We start from the raw sequence: 18,037 nt of genomic DNA on the forward strand, positions 1-18,037 counted from the left end.
CCCCCACCGGCCCGTTCACGCCGCGGGCGCCTCGGCGGCCCGGGCCGCCGTCACGGAGAAGCGCGCCTGCGCCGTCGCACCGTTCACGGCCACCGCGAGCGTCGCCGTACCCGGGCGCAGCGCGAGGAGCCTCCCGGTCGCCGGGTCGAACGCGGCGACATAGCGGCCCGGGTGCGCCCGGACGCGCGACACATCGCCGACGAAGACGTTTGGTGAGCCGGTCCAGTCCGCGCTGAGCGGCCCGCCGGCCGGCACCGTGCGGGCACCGGCCCCCTCGCCCTGGATCACCGCCGCCGTGACGTCCGCGTCCTGCCCGGTGCGCAGTTCGGCCGGTGCGGTGACCGTCAGCCCGTCCACATGGGCCCGGGTCTGCACCGACACCCAGTCGGGCCCGCCGGTCCACGGTGCGTGGCGCGCCGCCGCCCGCTGCCGCGGTGAGACATGGTCGACGCCCACCATCGACCAGCCGGTGAAGCCGCCCTGACCGGGCGGGGTGGCCGGGTTCTTGCCCGCGTTGCCGTTGATCAGATACGGGACGCCGTCCACCCGCGAGGCGTGGAAGGTGCCCACATGGCTGCCGATGAACGCCGCGCCCTTGCCCGTCGTACGGCGGAAGTCGGCCAGCCAGTTCTCCAGCACCGAGGCCTCCTTGCGGTCGCTCAGCTGGCTGCCCTGCTGCGGGGTGGGGTCGCGCGGCGGGACGTGTTCGATCACCATGACCGAGCCGATGCCCGGGTCGGCGGCGACCGCGTCCAGTTGCTCGCGCAGCTGCTTGATCTGGTCGAAGCCGCCGCCCCTGAGCCTCAGGCTCGAGGTGTCGAGCGTGAGGAACCGGGTGCCCCGGTGGTCGAACGTGCGGTGCGCGGGGCCGAATTCGGCCGTGAAGTTCCCGATCGAGCCGCCCATCACCTCATGGTTGCCCGGCACGTAAGTCCAGGGCAGGGCGTCGCCCAGCTCCTCGGTGAGCACACGGCGGGCGAAGGCGAGATCGGCGGGGGAGCCCTCGTCGACCAAGTCGCCGTTGATGACCAGGAAGTCGGGCTTCGCCGCCCTGATCTCCCGCAGGGTGCGGCGGGCCTGGGCCACGATCGGGCTGTCGGGGGCCCGGGCCACGAACTGGGCGTCCGACATCACCGCGAATCGCCAGTCCCGGCCCCCGGTGTGCGCGGCAGTGGTGATGAGCGGATCGGGGCGTACGTCCTCCTTCGGCAGCTCGACCTCCGGCGGGACCTGGGCGGTGAGGTCGTCGAGGACGACCTGACCCGTGTACTGGCGGGCGGCGCCCGTCTCGGCGAGATAGAAACGGCTCACCTTCAGCGGATACGCGACCCCGGCCGGAACCGTGAAGTCGACATGTCGCCAGCCGGTCCAGGTGACGTACGGGCCGCGCAGCAACTGGTCCGAGCCCGCGGCGTCCTTGAGCTGGAGGGTCGGCCACGCCCCCTTGCCGTCGCCCTTGATCCACAGCCCGAACGACTGAGGCTGGCCGTCCACCGCGATCGGCTCCGGCGGGGTGACATAGGCGGCGCGGGTGGCGGTGGACTGGCTGAAGTCGTACGTCAGCTCCAGACCGGTGCCGCTGTGGCCGTCGGGCGTGGCCTTCGCCGAACCGGAGGCGCGGGCCTGGCTGAACACCCACCGCCCGGCGTCGTCGAAGGACGCCTCCGGCTGATCGGTGAGGCCGACGGTGACGGCGAGTACGGTGACCGCGTCGCCGACCGCGACCTTGACCTGTCCCGCGGCCCGGTCGCCGCGGGCCTTGACGGTGAAGTCGCCCGTCGCCGGATCCGGGGCGATGTCGAACAGCGCGTGGTCGTACGTCAGCCGGACGTCGGACGGCTCGATGGGCGCGCTGGTGCCGTGCGCGTCCAGGCCGACGATCCCGAAGCGGCCGGTGGCCCCGGCGTCGGCGAGCCCGAGCAGCCGGGTGGTGGGCTGGATCCGGTCCAGCTCGTCCAGCACGCTCAGGTTGAGCGAGCCGTGAGCCGCGCCGCGGCGCGCGACGACCGCCGTGTCGCCGCCGCGGCGCGCGGTGAACGTGCCGTCGGCGCCGACCTGTCCGACCCGGGGATCGGCCGACTGCCAGTGCGGGGCGCCCTCGGCCGGGCCGTACGTCTCGTCGTAGCCCGCGGCGGTGAGACGGCGGGTCAGGCCCGGGAACACCCGCTCCGGGTGGCCGCCCCGGACCGTATCGGCGGTGGGCGCCTCTGCCGCGCCGGTCGCCGTCTCCACCCAGAAGCCCCGGAGGCGGCCGCTGCCGTCGGGGGCGGTGAAGGCGAGGCCGTTGGGCACGGGGCGCTCGCTGCCGTCGGACGGGCTGTTCTCCACCTGGCCCGTGTCGCTGCCGGGTTCGCGGGCGAGGAGGGTGGACGAGCCGCCGCCGTCGAGGTTGAGCGCGCTGTAGGAGCCCGCGTCCTTCATCATCCGGCCCAGCTCGGTGAGGGTGACCCCGCCGCTGTCCGCCTGCCGCCCGTCCACGGTGAGGACCTGCATCGTCCGGCCGTCGCGGGAGAAGCCGACGGCCGTGCGCGGCGCCGCGATGTTGTTGCCCTCGCCCTCGTGGCCGACCGGTTCGCCGTCCACGACGAGAGGTTCCCGGCCGCTGACCGCTGTGCGCGGGGTGTCGCCGCTGTCGGTACGGGGCCGGTACTCCCACGACACCGCGTCACCGACCGTCAGCCTGCCCAGGGCATCCGCCCCCGCGTCACGCCCCAGCAGCACGGTGGCGCCCTGCGGGATCGCCCCCTTGCCGGGCGCTCCGGGCGCCGCGGTGACCTTGCCGTCCACGACCGTGACCTCGGCGGTGCGCCGTGCCCCGTCCACCGTCTGGGCCCGGTCCGCCTCGCCCCACTGGGCGTTGTACGCGCCGATGCCGCCTCCCGGGACGTTGGCGGCGTTGAGCGCCGCGAGCGGGCGCGGGCCGTCCGGGAGGGTCAGGGTGCCGTCGAAGTACAGCTGGAGGACGCGCCCCGCGGCGGCCGGGCCGATGCCGACCGCCCTGCCGGAGCCGGACGCGGCGGAGTTGACGATCCGGCCGTCGCCGATGCCCGTGCCCTCGGGGGCGCCGGTCTGGTTGATGTCGAAGAAGTCACCGTTGATCGCGGCGACCGTGCGGCGTCCCGGCCCCGCGTCGTGCTCCTGGGCGAGCCGGGAGACGGTCTCGCGCCGGGCGACCGTGTCCGGGCGCAGGTAGTCGACCTTCGTGGAGCCGGTGAGGTCCACGGAAAGCGCGTCGGCCCGCAGCCACTTGTCCGACTCCAGCCGGTCGTACGAGGTGAGCTTCACCCCGGGGGCCACCGGCCGCGACGTGCGGGCGGTCTGGAAGCCGTCGCCGTCGGCGATGGTGCGTGCGCCGGGCGGCGGGTTGACGGCGGCCGGCGGGGCGACCGGCCGCAGCATCTCCGCGGCGGACCGGGGGAGGGGTTCGGGCGCGGGGGGACTGTCGGCGGCGGCCTGGTCTACGGCGCCCAGCACAAGGGCACAGGCGGCGGTCAGCGCCGCCACGGGTCTGGTGAACGCGACAGGGGACATGGCAGCTCCATGGGGCCATGGGACGCGCGTGGCTTCCACGCACAGCGCCCCAGCATCGCCATGGAGATGACGGAGCGCCAGAAGGCGTGGGCGACATCATGGAGAACAAACGCCGTTCGGCTGCTGTCATGGGGGGCGTGTCAGGGCAGGGACACCCCGTCCACGTACACCCACGCGCCCCCTTCCCGGGTGAAGCGGCTGTTCTCGTGCTGCTCGCCGGTGCGTCCGCCGTCCCCGCCGTTCATGTAGTGTGCGCGGAACTCGACCGTGCCCGTCGCGTGGAACGCGCTGCCGTCCGTCGTGCCGAGGATCTCCAGCCGCACCCACCGGAGCCCCGGGTCGAGTTCGAGCCGGGGCGGCCGGGTCGTGGAGTGCCAGCTGCGGAGCAGATAGGCCTCGTCGCCCACCGCGAAGGCGCTGTACCGGGACCGCATCAGCTGCTCGGCCGTGGCCGCCCGGGCCTCCCCCCGGTGGAGGCGGCCGCAGCAGTCGGCGTAGGGCGCGGGCAGCCCGCAGGGGCAGGTCACAGGGGTGGTACGGCGCGTGCGTCGGGACATGCGCCCATTGTGCCGTCCCCCGCGGTGCCCTCCGTTTCGGACCACCGGCCCGGGCGGCTTCCGGGCTAGGCGGCGGATATCCGCAGGGGTTCGACGCGCTTGATGACCAGGCCGTAGGTGAGGGCGCCGACCACGCACAGCGCGCCGGACAGCATCAGCGGTGCGACGAACGAGTGGTTGAAGAAGCCCAGCAGCAGTCCGGTGGTGGTCGAGCCGAGCACCCCGGCCAGGTTGGACGCGAAGTTCTGGATGCCGCCGAGCGAGGCCACATGGCGCGGGGTGGGCGCGACATCGGCGGGCAGGCTGGCCACCGAGGCGGCGGAGAAGGCGAGGCTCGCGTAGCTGACGGACAGCAGCGTCAGGGCCCACATGGCGCTCGGGACGAGCACGGCGAAGGCGATGACCGAGGAGAACAGCATCCCGCACACCAGGCAGGTCTTGCGGGCCCGGGTCACCGACCAGCCGCGGCGCAGCAGGGTGTCGCTGGTCCAGCCGCCGAGCAGGCTGCCGCCGATGGCGACGAGGCCGGGCAGGGCGCCGTAGAAGCCGAGCTTCAGCAGGTCGAAGCCGCGGGCGTCGACGAGGTAGCTGGGGAACCAGGTGATGAAGAAGTAGATGACGTAGTTGAGGCAGAAGAAGCCGATCATCATGCCCCAGACAGTGCGGTACCGGAACAGATCGCGCCAGCGCACCGCGGGCTCCTCCGGCGCCGCCTCCTCGGCACCCCTGGCGGTGTCCTCGTCGGGGGCGTCCTCCAGCCGGGCGCCGCCCGCCGAGACGTAGGCGCGCTCCTCGGCGCTGATCCCGCCGCCCGCCGAGGGCTCGCGGTACGCCTTCAGCCACAGCGCGACCCACAGCAGGGCGACCCCGCCGGTGACCCAGAACGCCATCCGCCAGCCCTGCCAGGCGATCAGCGCGGTCACCACCGGGGCCGCGACCGCGGTACCGGCGCGGGCGCCGTTGTCCCAGACGCTGTTGGCCAGCGCCCGTTCGCGGACCGGGAACCAGCGGGAGACGGACTTGGCGCACGAGGGGTACGCCGGTGCCTCGCCCGCGCCCAGCGCCAGCCGCGCGATCAGCAGGCTGCCGATGCCCCGGACGAATCCGGTGGCGATGGTGACCACGGACCAGAGCAGCCCGCCGAGCGCGAACATCTTCTTCTCGCCGTACCGGTCGATCAGCGCCCCGGCGGGCAGCTGGCCCAGCGCGTACGTCACGAAGAACATGCTGAGGATCACGCCCTGCCACTCGGGGCCGATGTTCAGGTCATCGGTCATGTAGGGCAGGGAGATGGAGATGGTGGCGCGGTCGACGTAGTTGACGGTCATGCCGAGGAAGCAGAGGAAGACCATCAGCCAGCGGGTGTTGTGCCGCAGGCCGCGCGGGCGTGGTGGCGCGGAGGCGGAGGTGGCTTCGCCCTGGGATGGCGTGTCGGTGGCGGTGACGACTCTGGGGGTCTTCACGGCGGCTCTCCTTTGAAACGGTGGTACGTGAGGTCAGCGCGTCCGGGCGCCGGAGTGCAGCTCCGCCTCCACGGAGGTGACCAGGGAGGTGTCGTCCGCGAGGTCGTCGGCGCCCAGCAGGCTCAGCAGGCGGCGCAGGGCGTCGCGCGGGGGCCGGGCGTCCCAGGCCCGGCGCAGCGCTTCGGCCTCGGGGTCGTCCAGGGGGTGGTCACGGGTGACGCGGGCCCAGGCGGCGAGGGCCGACGTCAGTTCCGGGGCGTCCCGTCCGGCGGCGCGCAGCTCGCGCAGCGGGGCCAGCCACCGTTCGGGGATCTTCAGCGAGCCGTCCATGGCGATCTGCCGGATCCGGTGGCGCATGGCCGGGTTGGCGAACCGGACCACGAGGCTGTCGATATATCCGGCGAGGTCCAGGCCCTCGGCGGGCGGCAGGCTCCGCGCCGCCTCCGCGCAGTAGGCGCGTACGGCCGCCTCGCCCCAGGGCGTGGCGAGGGCGTCGGCCACGGTCTCGCAGCCCTCGGCGAGGCCGCGGTAGGCGAGGAGCGAGTGCGCGCCGTTGAGCAGCCGGAGCTTGGCGGACTGGTACGGGGCCACATCGGCGACGAACCGGGCGCCCGCCTCCTCCCAGTGCGGGCGTTCCGCGGCGAAGATGTCCTGGAGCACCCACTGGGTGAACGGCTCGCCGGTCACCGCGCCCTCGTCCGCCACGCCGAGCGCACGGGCCGCGGCCGCGCGATCGGCGTCGGTCGTGGCGGGCACGATGCGGTCGACGACGGTGGCGGGGAAGGCCACCGAGCCGGTCATCCAGTCGAGGAGGCGCTCGCGCTCGTCCCACGCGCTCGCCGCCACGAAGTCCCGTACCAGCCGCCGCAGGACCGCGCCGTTGGCCGCCATGTTGTCGCAGGACACGACCGACAGCGGCGCGCCGCTCGCCCGCAGCCGGGCGCGCAGCCCCGCGGCGAGCTGTCCGACGACGCTCGCGGGGGCGGGGGCGCCCGCGAGGTCGGCGCGTACGGACGGGTCCTCCAGTGCCAGACCGCCGCCCGCCGGGTCGCGCCGGTAGCCCTTCTCGGTCACGGTGAGGGTGACCACGGTGACGTCCGCCGAGGCGATCAGCCCGGTCAGCCGGGAGCCGTCGTCAGTCGCGTGCAGCACCTCGGTCACCGCGCCGACCACTTGGGTGGCCGGGCCCTCGGGCCGCCGCTCGGTGAACGAGTACAGCCCGTCCTGCGGGCGCAGCGCGTCCACCACCGCCCGGCTGCGCTGGGTGACCCCGGCGATGCCCCATCCGCCGCCGCGTGCGGCCTCGGCGGTCTGCGTGGCGAGGGCTTGGTGGGCGCGGTGGAAGGCGCCGATCCCCAGGTGCACGATCCGCGGGCGCAGCGCCCGCGGATCGACCGGCGGGCGCATGGCCGCCGGTACGGCGGACAGGGTGGCCAGGGACAGCCGCTGTGGCGTGCTCACCAGTCGTGCACCGACCCGTCGGTACGGCGGCTCACCGGCAGGTACTTCGGGTCGTACGGGAAGCGGGCGGCCGCCTCCTCGTCCAGCTCGATGCCCAGACCCGGCGCGTCGGAGGGGTGCAGCGCGCCGTCGCGCAGCTCGTAGGCGGGCCGGAACACCTCATGGGTGAGCGGGTCGTGCGCCATGTACTCCTGGATGCCGAAGTTGGGCACGGTGACGTCCAGATGGACGGCGGCGGCCATGCTCACCGGCGACAGATCAGTGGCGCCGTGCGAACCGGTGCGCACCTGATACAGCTCGGCGAGGTGGAAGATCCGCCGCAGATGGGTGATGCCGCCCGCGTGCACGACTGAGGCGCGGATGTAGTCGATGAGCCGCTCGGTGATCAGCTGCTGGCAGTCCCAGATGGAGTTGAAGACCTCGCCGACCGCGATCGGGGTGGTGGTGGACTGGCGGATCTGGCGGAAGGAGTCCTGGAGTTCGGCGGGGGTGGGGTCCTCCATCCAGAACAGCCGCAGATCCTCCACGCTGCGGCCGAGCCGCCCCGCCTCGGTGGGGCTGAGCCGGTGGTGCACGTCGTGCAGCAGGTGGAAGCCGAAGCCGAACCGCTCGCGGACCGCCTCCAGATAGCGCGGCGCGAAGTCCAGATACGCCTCCGTCGACCACGGCTGTTCCTCGGGGAGGGCGCCGGTGGCGGGCTCGTAGACGGTGGCGACCGTGCCGTGGCGGATGCCGTACGTCCCGGGGGAGCCGGGGACGGCGGCCTGGGCGCGGATCGCGCGGTAGCCCATCTCCTGGAACTGGGCGACGTCGTCGAGGAGTTCGGGGATGTCGCCGCCACTGGCGTGGCCGTAGACCATGGCCCCTTCGCGGGCCTTGCCGCCCAGCAGGTCGTACACCGGCATCCCGGCGACCTTGCCCTTGATGTCCCACAGCGCGGTGTCGACCGCCGCGATCGCGGTCATGGTCACCGGGCCGCGGCGCCAGTACGCCCCCTTGTAGAGGTACTGCCAGGTGTCCTCGATGCGGGCGGGGTCGCGGCCGATCAGCAGCGGGACGAGGTGGTCCCGCAGATAGGAGGCGACCGCGAGTTCGCGCCCGTTCAGCGTGGCGTCGCCGAGCCCGGTCACCCCGTCGGACGTGGTCACCTTCAGGGTCACGAAATTGCGGCCGGGAGAGGTGACGATGACCGTCGCCTCCGTGATCGTGGCCATGCGCGTCTGCTCCTCACTGCGCCGGCTCCGGGGTGGAGCCCGGGCTATTGGTCGGCTACCATACAAGTACGTCAGCGAGGTGGGTCAAGGGTTCGGAAGGGGTCGGATGGCATCGGCGGAGGGACTGCACGCGGCACGCTCCCGGGGGCGGAACACCCGGCAGCTGGTCCATGAGGTGCTGCGCGCGCGCATCGTCGGCCTGGAGCTGGCCCCCGGCTCGGCCGTATCGGAGAACGACCTGGCGGCCGAGCTGGGCGTCAGCCGCACCCCCGTCCGCGAGAGCCTGATCCTTCTCGCCGACGAGGGGCTGGTGGACATCTATCCGCAGATGGGGACGTTCATCTCGCGCATCCGTGAGCGCGATGTGGCCTCCGCCCAGTTCATCCGGGAGGCCTTGGAGTGCGCGGCGCTGCGCGACGCCGTCGGCAAGGCCACCGCGCGCGACGTGGCGGAGCTGCGGGTGCTGCTCATCGCGCAGGAGGAGGCCGACGAGCGGTCCGACATGGCCGGCTTCTTCCAGCTGGACGAGCAGTTCCACCAGCGGCTGATGGCGGTGAGCGGACACGGCTCGGCGTGGCCCGTGGTCAGCCAGGCCAAGGCCCAGCTGGACCGGGCCCGCCGCCTCTCACTGCCCATGACGCAGCAGATGTCGCTGCTGATCGGCCAGCACCGCGAGGTGGTCGATCTGCTGGAGGACGGCGATCTGGACCGGGCCGACGGGGCGCTGCGCTCGCACCTGCGGCTGGTCTTCAGCGATGTGGAGAAGATCCGGGCCAAGCACCCGGAGCTGTTCAGCGACCAGGACGCCCCGCTGCGGCCGCGCCGGGAGAGCGCCCGGCGCACCGCCGCCCGCGAGGACTGAGCACATGACAGCGGGGCGGGCCCGTTGTGGACCCGCCCCATGACCTGCCCGTATCAGTGCTTGGTCTTGATCCTCATGAACGTGACCGAGTCCGCCGGGAAGGTGTGCGTGAAGGTGTTCGCCACCCCGTCGAGCGTGGACTTCACCGGCTTGACGGGCTGCTCGGCAGCGGTGTTGACCGCCTCCGGCGCGCCCTGGAGCGTGGTCAGCCGCGCCGTCCGCGCCACCTTGCCCCCGCCCAGGTCGATACGGGTACGGGCGGCCGTGCTCTGCGCGTTGACGACCTTGACGATCAGCTCACCGGTGGCCTTGTCCCGCGTCACCACCTGGCGGAACGGCTCGGCCACCTTGTCGTCGGTGAAGCCGCCCCACTTCTTGCCGTCCAGGTACAGCGTGACCTGGCGGCCGCGCACCTCGACCCGGGCGTCATAGGTGCGCCCGGTCTCGATCTTCGTGGCGTCCTCGGCCATCGTCTGCTTGGCGCCGCCCACCGCCTTCTCCACGGCGGAGCGGGTGTTGCCCCAGCCTCCGAGGTTCCACCAGTAGTAGTTGCCGGTGTCCTTGACCCCGAACGCGATGAGGAAGCCCTCCTTGCCGGACTTCTTCGTCGCCTTCACCTTCAGGTCGTAGTCGCGCCAGGCCTTGTCGCCCGCGGTGACCAGGGTGTTCTCGGCGGCGGCGTCGGACTGGACGTACGCGCCGTCCCGCACCGACCACGACCCCTTGCCCGCGGTCTTGGTCCACTGCCCGTCATCGCCCGAGAAGTCGTCGCTCAGCAGCGTCGAACCGTCCGCGGCGGTCACGCTGACGTCGTCGTACGCCGCGCTGGTGGCCCAGGTCGACAGGCCGACGGCGCCGCTGATCGGCTCGCTGGGGGCGGGGGTGGCGGACGCCTTGCTCGGCACCACCTCGTCCCCGACGTTGTTCATGAACAGCTTCTGCGTCTCGTAGCTGGTCGAGCCCCAGGAGGCGGAGTTGTTGAACCAGATCATGTCGGGCCGCCACTGCGTCGCGTCCTCGTGGGCCAGCAGCGGGGCGTACGAGGCCAGCTTGACGACATCGGCGTTGCGCTCAAGGCCCGTCATGAACGCCGCCTCGGTGAGCGCGTTGTGCCACTTGTTGTCCTGCGAGGCGTACTCGCCGAGGAACACCTTCGGGCCCGAGCGGTCGTAGGTGTCGTAGCGCTGGTTGTTCTCCAGGAACCACTGCGGGCTGTTGTAGTAGTGCTCGTCGACCATGTCGACGCCCGCCGCCCGGTTCAGCGCCCAGGCGCGGTCGAAGGTCTGCCCGCTGTCGTCGGGACCGGAGTTGCTGATCACCGTGATGTCGGGGTACCTGGCCTCGATGGCCTTGCGGAACCCGGTGAACCGCGCGAAGAACTCGTCCGGCAGGTTCTCCTCGTTCCCGACCTCCAGATGGGTCAGGCCGAACGGCTTCGGATGGCCCATCTTCGCCCGCAGCTTGCCCCAGGCCGAGGTCACCGGGCCGTTGGCGAACTCGATGAGGTCCAGGGTGTCCTGGATGTGGCGCTTCAGCAGCGCGGGGTCGTCGGTGGCCTTGTTCTGGCCGCAGCCGGTGACCAGCGCGGGCACCACCGGCAGCGCCATCGCGCCGATGTCCTCGGCGAACTGGAAGTACTCGAAGTAGCCGATGCCATAGGACTGGTTGTAACCCCAGAAGTTGGCGTTGACGGCCCGCTGCTCGACCGGGCCGACCGTGTCCTTCCACTGGTAGGACCGCTTGCGCGGCCAGTTCGGCGCCTCGTACGCCTCGTGGCTGCCGGTGTTCACCAGACAGCCGCCCGGGAAGCGCAGGAAGCCGGGCTTCAGGGCGGCGATCTTCTGCGCGAGGTCTTCGCGCATGCCGTTGCGGCGGTGCTTGTAGGTGTCGCGGGGGAAGAGCGAGACCATGTCGAGCCGGAGCGTGCCACTGCCGCCCGCGGCGACCGTGAGCCGCCCTGTGGTGCTGGAGGCGGCGGCGGTGAGGGTGCCGGTGTACTTGGTCCAGCGGTCGCCGCGCACGGTGGCGCGCAGCGGACGCGCGAGCGTGTCGCCGCCGGAGCCGTCGCCGAGGCCGATGGTCAGCGGTGTTCCGGCGGTCTGGTCGGTGCGCGCCCACACCGAGAAGTCATAGCGCTCACCCGCCGTGACGGCCATCCCGGTGGTGTAACCGGAGTTGGTCACCCCGTACCGGGCCGCCGATCCGCCGGTGCCGCCGAGCGTCAGCCGCAGATAGCGCCGGTTGCGCTCGTTCAGGCGGCCCTCGTCGTCCACGACCTTCGCCTCGCCGGTGCCGCCGCCGGTCGCGGTCTCGGCCCACGCGGTCATGGGGGTGTACGAGGCGTGGTCGGCGGGGTCGTACTCGAAGGACCGGTTCTGGACCAGCTCGGCGTACAGACCGCCGTCGGCCGCGCGGTTGATGTCCTCGTAGAACACCCCGTACATCGAGTCGTCGATGGCCGGGCCCTTGGCCTTCGGGTCGACGGAGAGCGTGTAGTCGGTGGTGTCCGCCGCCGTGTGCGCGGGAGCGCCGGTGGCGGCTGTGGGGACGGCGGTGACGGTACCGGCGAGCAGGGCGCCGATGGTGAGGGTCAGGCCGAGTCTCCAGCGTGTGCGGGGCATGCGTCTCCCGTTCCGAATCGTGTCGTTCGAAATCCCGTACGTCGCTCAGAACTTCGAACGAAAGATAAGGGGGAGGGCAGGGCACGTCAACGCCACGGACAGCCCTTCAGCTCTGCGGCGCCTTCCGCGCCTCCCGGGCCGCCGCCACCCGTTCGCGCCGCGGGACCACGGTGTACTTCGGGTCCTCGGCCGACCGCATTCCGGCGTGGAACACACCGAACCGCGTGCACGCCGAGGCCGTCAGCAGGGCCGTGCCGCTGAGGACCGCGGCGGTACGGCTGCGGCGGCCCAGCAGCGCCCCGCCCAGCGCGCCCGCCGCGCCGAGCACCTTCGCGGCGCGCGTGAGCCGCCCCGCCGTGCCCTCGCGGTACGTCTCGGCGACGACCCCGAGCCGCCGTTCCATCGCCCGTACGGCCATGGAGTCCAGCGCCGTGCCGAACAGCGCGGCGCTGCGCGCCGGGGCGTTCTCCGTGACCGGAGAGGCGATCAGCGCCATGCCGCCGGCCGCCGCCGCTGCCGACCCGACGAAGACATACGGCAGTTCGCGATAGCCCTCGTGCCAGCCGGGGACCGCGGTGTCGGCGGCCAGCACCGCCGGGTACGGCGCGACCGCCGGGCCCAGCCCGGCGGCCGCCGCCGTGGCCGCCCGGCCGGTACGCGGCAGCCGGCCCCCGACGTCCAGCACCGCCGCGGCCCCCGCCGCCGGGCCGTACGCGGCCAGCAGCCAGGAACCGACGCTCATCGGCGACGTCGGCTTGAACACCCGCGGCATGTTGGCGAAGCGCTCCGGTCGTCCGAGGTCATGGACCAGGGCGGCGGACCCCGTGATGGACACCAGCGACGAGACCTTCAGCGCCCGGGCCATGCGAGGGCGGCCGGTCAGCCCGGCACCCGCGGCGAGCACCGACCCGGTGCCCGCCAGACCGCCGAGGAAGAAGTACCCGGCGATGTCCCGGGCCTGCCAGGTGGGCGGGTTGAGGATCGGCCTGCCGTAGTACGAGGTGAACTCGGCCTTTTAGCACCATCAGTTGCTCGCCCCGGCGCCCCCTGCGGCCCTTACGACCCTTGCCGTCCTCCTCCTCACCCATCAGCGCTTCCCTCCGTTCCGGCCGTGCGCCGCGAACACGGCGGCCACTCCGCCGAGCAGCGTCAGCGCCGCGGCCCCGGTGTGCCGCCACATCGAGGGCAGATCGCGGGTGGTGACGACCGGGTCCGGCGGCAGCCCGTACACCTCCGGTTCGTCCAGCAGCAGGAAGAACGCGCCGTCGCCGCCCACCCCGTCCTCGGGGTCGTGGCCGTACAGCCGGGCGTCGGACACGCCCGCCCCGTGCAGGTCCTCCACCCGGGCGGCGGCGCGCTCGCGCAACTCGTCCAGCGGGCCGAACTGGATGGAGTCGGTGGGGCACGCCTTGGCGCAGGCCCGCCCTCGATCTGCACCACCCGGTCGTCCTTGACGTACACGTTCTGGGCGCAGCCCACCGCGCAGTACGGGCAGACCGACTTCACCACCCGGTCCGCGGTCTCGGTGCGGGGGCGCAGCGCACGGGTGGCGGCCGAGGCGGCGGTGGCTCCGCGGCCGAGCGGATCGGTCCCGGTCAGCTGCCGGTAGACGGGCCACTCCTGGACCCAGGTGCGCACGCCCATCGCCTGTCCTTCCCGCCGCTCAGGCCACTCGCATGGCCGGATACGGCGCATGGGTTCCCCTCGCGGCGGGTTTGACACCGCGCCTGCCGCCGGATGCGTCGGCTACGCGACCCGAAGGTGAGAGAGGAGGTCATCTTCCGCCGGATAGGGGCGCTCCCCGGGGAGGCGCCCGGCCGCCGCGTCGAGGTCGCCCGCCCGGACGAGGGCGTGGACCTCGTGGGCCAGGGGCGTGACATCGGTGATGGACACCGTCCACTCGTCGGCGTACCGGCGCGCCGCCTCGCCCGCCAGGCCGAGCTGGAGGGAGCGGTACGGCAGCGGCCGCAGATGCAGGTCGCGTTCCGGGTCCCACTGGACCCGGGTGGGGGAGCGGTGCAACTGGCGCTTCCAGGCCGCCTGGTCGGGGTGGAGGCCGCGTACGTAATGGGAGAGGCAGGCGTTGCGCAGCGCCCAGGCGAAGCCCTCATGGGTGATCTCGACGGCCAGGACCGTTTCCTGGCCCTCCTTCAGACCCCAGCCGCAGCGGTACATCATCCAGAGGAACGACGGCTTGATCCAGGTCATCCGGTCCCGCTTCCAGACGGCGGGGAACCGGCCGTCGCGGGCCGCGGGACGGCCGATGTGCGGGGGATACGCCTGGTAGACGGTGACCGTGTCCGGGGTGTGCCGGGCGCGGATCTGGTGGGACTGGTGTTCCATGGTCGCCAAGCGTGGCGGGGGAGGTCGGTGCCCGGCCACTGATTTTTCCAGCGGCGGTGCGAAGACCTTCGGAAAGAGAGAAGAGGAGGACTGAGGTAGCCGCCACGGCGCCCTGTGTACGGTGATCATCATGCCTGACGTCCCGCCCCGCCCCGAGCCGTTCCTCCAGCAGACCGACCCCGCCGCGCTCGACGAGCTTCGCGCGCGGCTGCGTGTGACGCGCTGGCCGGACGCTCCCGAGGACGCCGGGTGGTCGCTCGGGACCGACCTCGGCTACCTCCGCGAACTCGTCGCCTACTGGGCAAACGAGTTCGACTGGCCCGCGCAGGAGGCGCTGCTCGCCCGGCTGCCCCGGTTCCGCGTCCGGCTCGGCGGCCTCGGCATCCACTTCGTGCACGCGCGGGCGGCCGCCACACCGGCCGGGACCGCCCTGCCGCTGGTCCTCGGCCACGGCTGGCCGGACTCGTTCTGGCGGTACGCGAAGGTCATCCCGCACCTCACCGATCCCGGCGCCCACGGCGCCGACCCCGCCGACGCGTTCGACGTGGTCGTGCCCGACATGCCGGGCTACGGGTACTCCGACCGCCCCACCGGGCCGCCGCTCGACTCCATCGCCGTGGCCCGTCTGTGGGCCGAGCTGATGGATGTCCTCGGCTACGAGCGGTTCGGCGCGGCGGGCGGGGACATCGGCAGCCATGTGAGCCGCTACCTCGGACTCGACCACCCCGACCGGGTCGTGGGCGTCCACCGCATGGACGGGGGCCTGCCCGTGTTCACCGGCGACCCGGCGGACCTCACGCCCGAGGAGCGGGCCTGGTTCGAGGACGTCATGGCCTGGGGCGCGACCGAGGGCGCCTACGCCGCCCTGCACCGTACGAAGCCCCAGACCGCCGCCTTCGGGCTCACCGACTCACCGGTCGGGCTGGCCGCGTGGATCGTCGAGAAACTGCGGGCGTGGAGCGACTGCGACGGCGACATCGAGCGGAGCTTCACCAAGGACGAGATCCTGACGAACGTCACGCTCTACTGGCTCACCGGGACGATCGGCTCGTCGATGCGCATGTACGGCGCGAACTCCGCGATCCCGCCCGCGCAGCACGCCCGCCGGGTCGACGTCCCGTCCGGCTTCTCACTCTTCCCCGGCGACATCGTCCGCCCGCCGAGGGCGTGGCTCGACCGCACGGCGAACGTGGCGCGGGTGACCGAGCCCGCGCGCGGCGGACACTTCGCGCCCTTCGAGGAGCCCGAGCTGTACGCGGAGGAACTGCGCGCGTTCTTCCGCCCCTACCGGGCGGCGGCGGGCTGAGCCCAAGGGCGTTGGCCATAGCTGTACGGGAACGGGGCCGTATGGTCGGATACGGCGCATGGATTCCCGTAGCGACACCCTCCTCGGTTCGTCCCCGGACGTCGTGGGGGTGGACGCCTGCCGCTCCGGCTGGGTCGCGGTGATCCTGCGCGGTGGTGTGTTCGCCGGTGCCGCGACAGCCGGCGGGCTGAGTGATCTGCTGGCCGGGCTGGAGGACGCGGCCGTGGTCGCGGTCGACATGCCGCTGGGGCTGCTGGAGTCCGGGAACCGCCGTGCGGACCAGCTGGCCGCCGACGCGCTGGGGGCGCACCGGTCGCGGGTCTTCCCGGTGCCGCCCCGGCAGGTCTGGGAGCAGCCGGACTACGCCGCGGCCAACGCGTGCCGCCGTCAACTGACCGGCTTGGGGCTGCCCCGCCAGACCTGGGGGCTGGTGGCGAAGCTCCGGGAGGCCAACGCCCTCCGGGACGGCGGCGACCACCGGCTCCACGAGGTGCATCCCGAGGTCTCCTTCGCGAACATGCGGGGCGGCGAGCCGGTCGCCTGGAGCAAGAAGGGCTGGAACGGCCAGGCCGTGCGCCGCCGTCTGCTCCAGCAACAGGGCATCGTCCTGCCCGACGACCTGGGCCCGGCCGGGCGGGTGCCGTCCGACGACGTCCTGGACGCCGCGGCGGCGGCCTGGAGCGCACACCGCGTCGCGCTCGGCACGGCCGTGAGCCTGCCCGCCCCGCCGGAGAAGACGGACACGGGGCTGGACATCGCCATCTGGTACTGACCCCCCTGGCGCAAGACGGCGGGAGGCCGCCCGAGCCGTGCCTCGGGCGGCCTCCCTTTTCCCCCACCCCCGGAAATGGTCCAGTGGCGCCGGTCCGGAGCCGTCAGGCGCCGATGCCGTACGGGCGCAGATAGGCGAGCGGGTCGACGTCCGACCCGTAGCGCGAGGTGGTGCGTACCTCGAAGTGCAGATGCGGGCCGGTGGTGTTGCCGGTGTTGCCGGACCGGGCGATCCGGCGCCCCGCGTCGACAGTCTGCCCGGTGCGTACCGTCAGTGCCGACAGATGCGCGTAGTGGGTGTACAGCCCTTCGGCGTGGCGGATGACCACCTGGTAGCCGAACGCCCCGGCCCAGCCCGCGGCCACCACGGTGCCCGGGGCGACCGCGTGCACCGAGGTGCCGATGGGCACCGCGTAGTCCACGCCGGTGTGGTGGCCGCTCGCCCAGCGCGGGCCGCGCACCCCGTATGCCGCGGTGATCGGGCCGTTGACCGGGGCCGCCAGCCGGTGCTTGGTGGACCGCTGCGCCGCGGACTGCCGGGCGGTCGTGCGCTGGGGGGCCGCCCGGTGGGACTGCCGCTTGACCGCGCGGGCCTTGCCCGAGGGCAGGGTGAGCCGCTGGCCCGGGTGGATCAGGTGCGGATTGGCGCCGATGGTGCGGCGGTTGGCGTGGTACAGCGCTTTCCAGCCACCGCTGACGGAGGTGCGGGTCGCGATGCGGGATAAGGTGTCGCCGCCGCGCACCGCGTACGTCCCGGAACCGGCCCCGGCCGTCCGCCCGGGACTGTGTTTGCCGGATGGCTTGGCGGTGCGCTTCGGGTGGTGTTGCTTGGCGGGCGGCTTGGCACCGCGCGAGGCGCCGCGGTTCGCCGCCTCGGCTGCGGGCGGGCCGGACCGGGACAGCCGGCCGCGCGCCGAGCAGACCGGCCAGGCGCCCGGGCCCTGGCCACGGAGCACCGCCTCGGCCACGGCGATCTGCTGGCCCTTGGTGGCGAGGTCGGCCCGCGGGGCGTACCGGGTGCCGCCGTACGCGGCCCAGGTGTGCTGCGAGAACTGCAGTCCGCCGTAGTAGCCGTTGCCCGTGTTGATGCGCCAGTTGCCGCCGCTCTCGCACGCGGCGACCTTGTCCCAGGTGTCGACCGGGGCCGCCTGGGCGGCGCCGGTGTTGAGGAAGGGCAGGACGATGCCGACGCTGCCCGCGGTCAGGACCGCGCACAGCGGGGAGACCCGGCTGGGCGATGCGGGGCGGCGGTGACTTCCTCGAACGGCCATGAGGCTGGTTCCTCTCCACAACGGCTCTCGACGTCGCCTCCGGAGGTCCCGGCGGCTGTACGAGTACCGCAGGCGGGGGCCGCCGGTCACAAGGCGCAGGGGTGGTCACGGGACGCCGCGCGCTCCCGGAAGCCGCCCCCTGATCGGGTGACGCTCCATCAGCTGTGCGGGGGAAGGCGCGTGGAGGACCGGGGGGCGCACGGACAGACCCGGGACTGACGGGACGGCCGGGGCGCCGGGCCCGAGATCGCTTTCCGTCGCGTGCCGTACGCGGACCCCGGCGGCGGAAAATGATTCTCCGACCGGCCGCGCGCGGTTCCCCGGTGGGATGTCGCTTTTCCGGCGGATTGGTTTCCCGGGGAACCGGCGGCCGATCATCTTCTCGACGTCGGCCGAATTTCCGCCCGGGGAGCGGCGGTTCGGTCCGGACCGGTCCGTGGGCGATCCAATGCGGGGGAGTGCGACCGCGGGACGCGTTGGGCGGATCTTGTGGAGCGCTATTGCGGCCGCCGCCCGCCCAAGATCGGCCGCTTGGCCGTGCCGGGGGCCGGGCGGGGAACAGGATGTACCGGCCCGGGCCGCCGGACCGGTCGAATGCCGTCGCGCGGGGCGACCGCGAAGTCGAAGAGCGGGTCGG

The 18,037-nt window shown here is 73.0% G+C and carries 11 protein-coding genes and 3 pseudogenes; 3 read left to right on the top strand and 11 right to left on the bottom strand.

Annotated elements, in window-relative coordinates; translation table 11 throughout:
- Window positions 1–15: 15 nt before the first annotated feature.
- The 5 genes from ACZ6CL_RS34020 to manD all read right to left on the bottom strand — a co-directional run bounded on the left by ACZ6CL_RS34020 (window position 16) and on the right by manD (window position 8,226).
- Window positions 16–3,531, bottom strand: a complete 3,516-nt coding sequence (locus ACZ6CL_RS34020; protein WP_468943052.1) for a phosphodiester glycosidase family protein — start codon at window positions 3,529–3,531, stop codon at window positions 16–18.
- Between the two features lie 140 nt (window positions 3,532–3,671).
- Window positions 3,672–4,088 carry a YchJ family protein gene (locus ACZ6CL_RS34025; RefSeq protein ID WP_468943054.1) on the bottom strand — a complete coding sequence of 139 codons (417 nt, stop codon included), beginning with the start codon at window positions 4,086–4,088 and terminating at the stop codon, window positions 3,672–3,674.
- A 65-nt stretch (window positions 4,089–4,153) separates the two neighbouring features.
- Window positions 4,154–5,551: an MFS transporter gene (locus ACZ6CL_RS34030; RefSeq protein WP_468943056.1), complete on the bottom strand. Its 1,398-nt coding sequence runs from the start codon at window positions 5,549–5,551 to the stop codon at window positions 4,154–4,156.
- A 33-nt stretch (window positions 5,552–5,584) separates the two neighbouring features.
- Entirely contained in the window at window positions 5,585–7,012 is a 1,428-nt protein-coding gene (locus tag ACZ6CL_RS34035; protein ID WP_468943058.1) for a mannitol dehydrogenase family protein, read from the bottom strand.
- The gene (manD, locus tag ACZ6CL_RS34040; protein ID WP_468943060.1) at window positions 7,009–8,226 is read right to left on the bottom strand and encodes a D-mannonate dehydratase ManD; all 1,218 of its coding nucleotides are present in this window, start codon (window positions 8,224–8,226) and stop codon (window positions 7,009–7,011) included. The genes ACZ6CL_RS34035 and manD overlap by 4 nt, the downstream gene beginning before the upstream one ends.
- Before the next feature lie 106 nt (window positions 8,227–8,332).
- On the opposite strand from manD, the gene ACZ6CL_RS34045 reads away from it, so the two are divergent.
- The gene (locus ACZ6CL_RS34045; RefSeq protein WP_468943063.1) at window positions 8,333–9,088 is read left to right on the top strand and encodes a GntR family transcriptional regulator; all 756 of its coding nucleotides are present in this window, start codon (window positions 8,333–8,335) and stop codon (window positions 9,086–9,088) included.
- A gap of 53 nt (window positions 9,089–9,141) precedes the next feature.
- On the opposite strand, the gene ACZ6CL_RS34050 is transcribed toward ACZ6CL_RS34045, so the two are convergent.
- The 5 genes and pseudogenes from ACZ6CL_RS34050 to ACZ6CL_RS34070 form a co-directional block, all read right to left on the bottom strand.
- Window positions 9,142–11,709 (bottom strand): alpha-L-arabinofuranosidase C-terminal domain-containing protein, encoded by a 2,568-nt coding sequence (locus tag ACZ6CL_RS34050; RefSeq protein ID WP_468943065.1) that lies wholly within the window; start codon window positions 11,707–11,709, stop codon window positions 9,142–9,144.
- A gap of 106 nt (window positions 11,710–11,815) precedes the next feature.
- A pseudogene (nrfD, locus tag ACZ6CL_RS34055) lies at window positions 11,816–12,734 on the bottom strand (NrfD/PsrC family molybdoenzyme membrane anchor subunit).
- A 62-nt stretch (window positions 12,735–12,796) separates the two neighbouring features.
- Window positions 12,797–13,147 (bottom strand): annotated as a pseudogene (locus tag ACZ6CL_RS34060) (4Fe-4S dicluster domain-containing protein); the annotation flags it as partial.
- Window positions 13,126–13,353 (bottom strand): annotated as a pseudogene (locus ACZ6CL_RS34065) (hypothetical protein); the annotation flags it as partial. The pseudogenes ACZ6CL_RS34065 and ACZ6CL_RS34060, both read right to left, overlap by 22 nt.
- A gap of 102 nt (window positions 13,354–13,455) precedes the next feature.
- Complete coding sequence (locus tag ACZ6CL_RS34070; protein ID WP_468943068.1) at window positions 13,456–14,052, bottom strand: DUF4291 domain-containing protein; 597 nt, start codon at window positions 14,050–14,052, stop codon at window positions 13,456–13,458.
- Between the two features lie 130 nt (window positions 14,053–14,182).
- Between ACZ6CL_RS34070 and ACZ6CL_RS34075 the strand changes: the two genes are divergently transcribed.
- Together ACZ6CL_RS34075 and ACZ6CL_RS34080 are read left to right on the top strand one after the other, a co-directional pair.
- Complete coding sequence (locus ACZ6CL_RS34075) at window positions 14,183–15,358, top strand: epoxide hydrolase family protein (RefSeq protein WP_468943071.1); 1,176 nt, start codon at window positions 14,183–14,185, stop codon at window positions 15,356–15,358.
- A gap of 58 nt (window positions 15,359–15,416) precedes the next feature.
- On the top strand, window positions 15,417–16,130 hold the full coding sequence (locus tag ACZ6CL_RS34080) for a DUF429 domain-containing protein (protein WP_468943074.1): 714 nt from the start codon (window positions 15,417–15,419) through the stop codon (window positions 16,128–16,130).
- 103 nt (window positions 16,131–16,233) lie between these two features.
- Here the strand turns inward: ACZ6CL_RS34080 and ACZ6CL_RS34085 are convergent, their stop codons facing one another.
- Window positions 16,234–17,400, bottom strand: a complete 1,167-nt coding sequence (locus ACZ6CL_RS34085; RefSeq protein WP_468943076.1) for a transglycosylase family protein — start codon at window positions 17,398–17,400, stop codon at window positions 16,234–16,236.
- Window positions 17,401–18,037: the final 637 nt, after the last annotated feature.

Source organism: Streptomyces sp. NPDC041200 (assembly GCF_055591805.1).

Excerpts from the sequence above, each read along its gene's own strand:
- ACZ6CL_RS34020 (WP_468943052.1), bottom strand. The coding sequence starts at position 3,531 with ATGTCCCCTGTCGCGTTCACCAGACCCGTGGCGGCGCTGACCGCCGCC.
- ACZ6CL_RS34025 (WP_468943054.1), bottom strand. The coding sequence starts at position 4,088 with ATGTCCCGACGCACGCGCCGTACCACCCCTGTGACCTGCCCCTGCGGG.
- manD (WP_468943060.1), bottom strand. The coding sequence starts at position 8,226 with ATGGCCACGATCACGGAGGCGACGGTCATCGTCACCTCTCCCGGCCGC.
- ACZ6CL_RS34045 (WP_468943063.1), top strand. The coding sequence starts at position 8,333 with ATGGCATCGGCGGAGGGACTGCACGCGGCACGCTCCCGGGGGCGGAAC.
- ACZ6CL_RS34050 (WP_468943065.1), bottom strand. The coding sequence starts at position 11,709 with ATGCCCCGCACACGCTGGAGACTCGGCCTGACCCTCACCATCGGCGCC.
- ACZ6CL_RS34070 (WP_468943068.1), bottom strand. The coding sequence starts at position 14,052 with ATGGAACACCAGTCCCACCAGATCCGCGCCCGGCACACCCCGGACACG.
- ACZ6CL_RS34075 (WP_468943071.1), top strand. The coding sequence starts at position 14,183 with ATGCCTGACGTCCCGCCCCGCCCCGAGCCGTTCCTCCAGCAGACCGAC.
- ACZ6CL_RS34080 (WP_468943074.1), top strand. The coding sequence starts at position 15,417 with ATGGATTCCCGTAGCGACACCCTCCTCGGTTCGTCCCCGGACGTCGTG.
- ACZ6CL_RS34085 (WP_468943076.1), bottom strand. The coding sequence starts at position 17,400 with ATGGCCGTTCGAGGAAGTCACCGCCGCCCCGCATCGCCCAGCCGGGTC.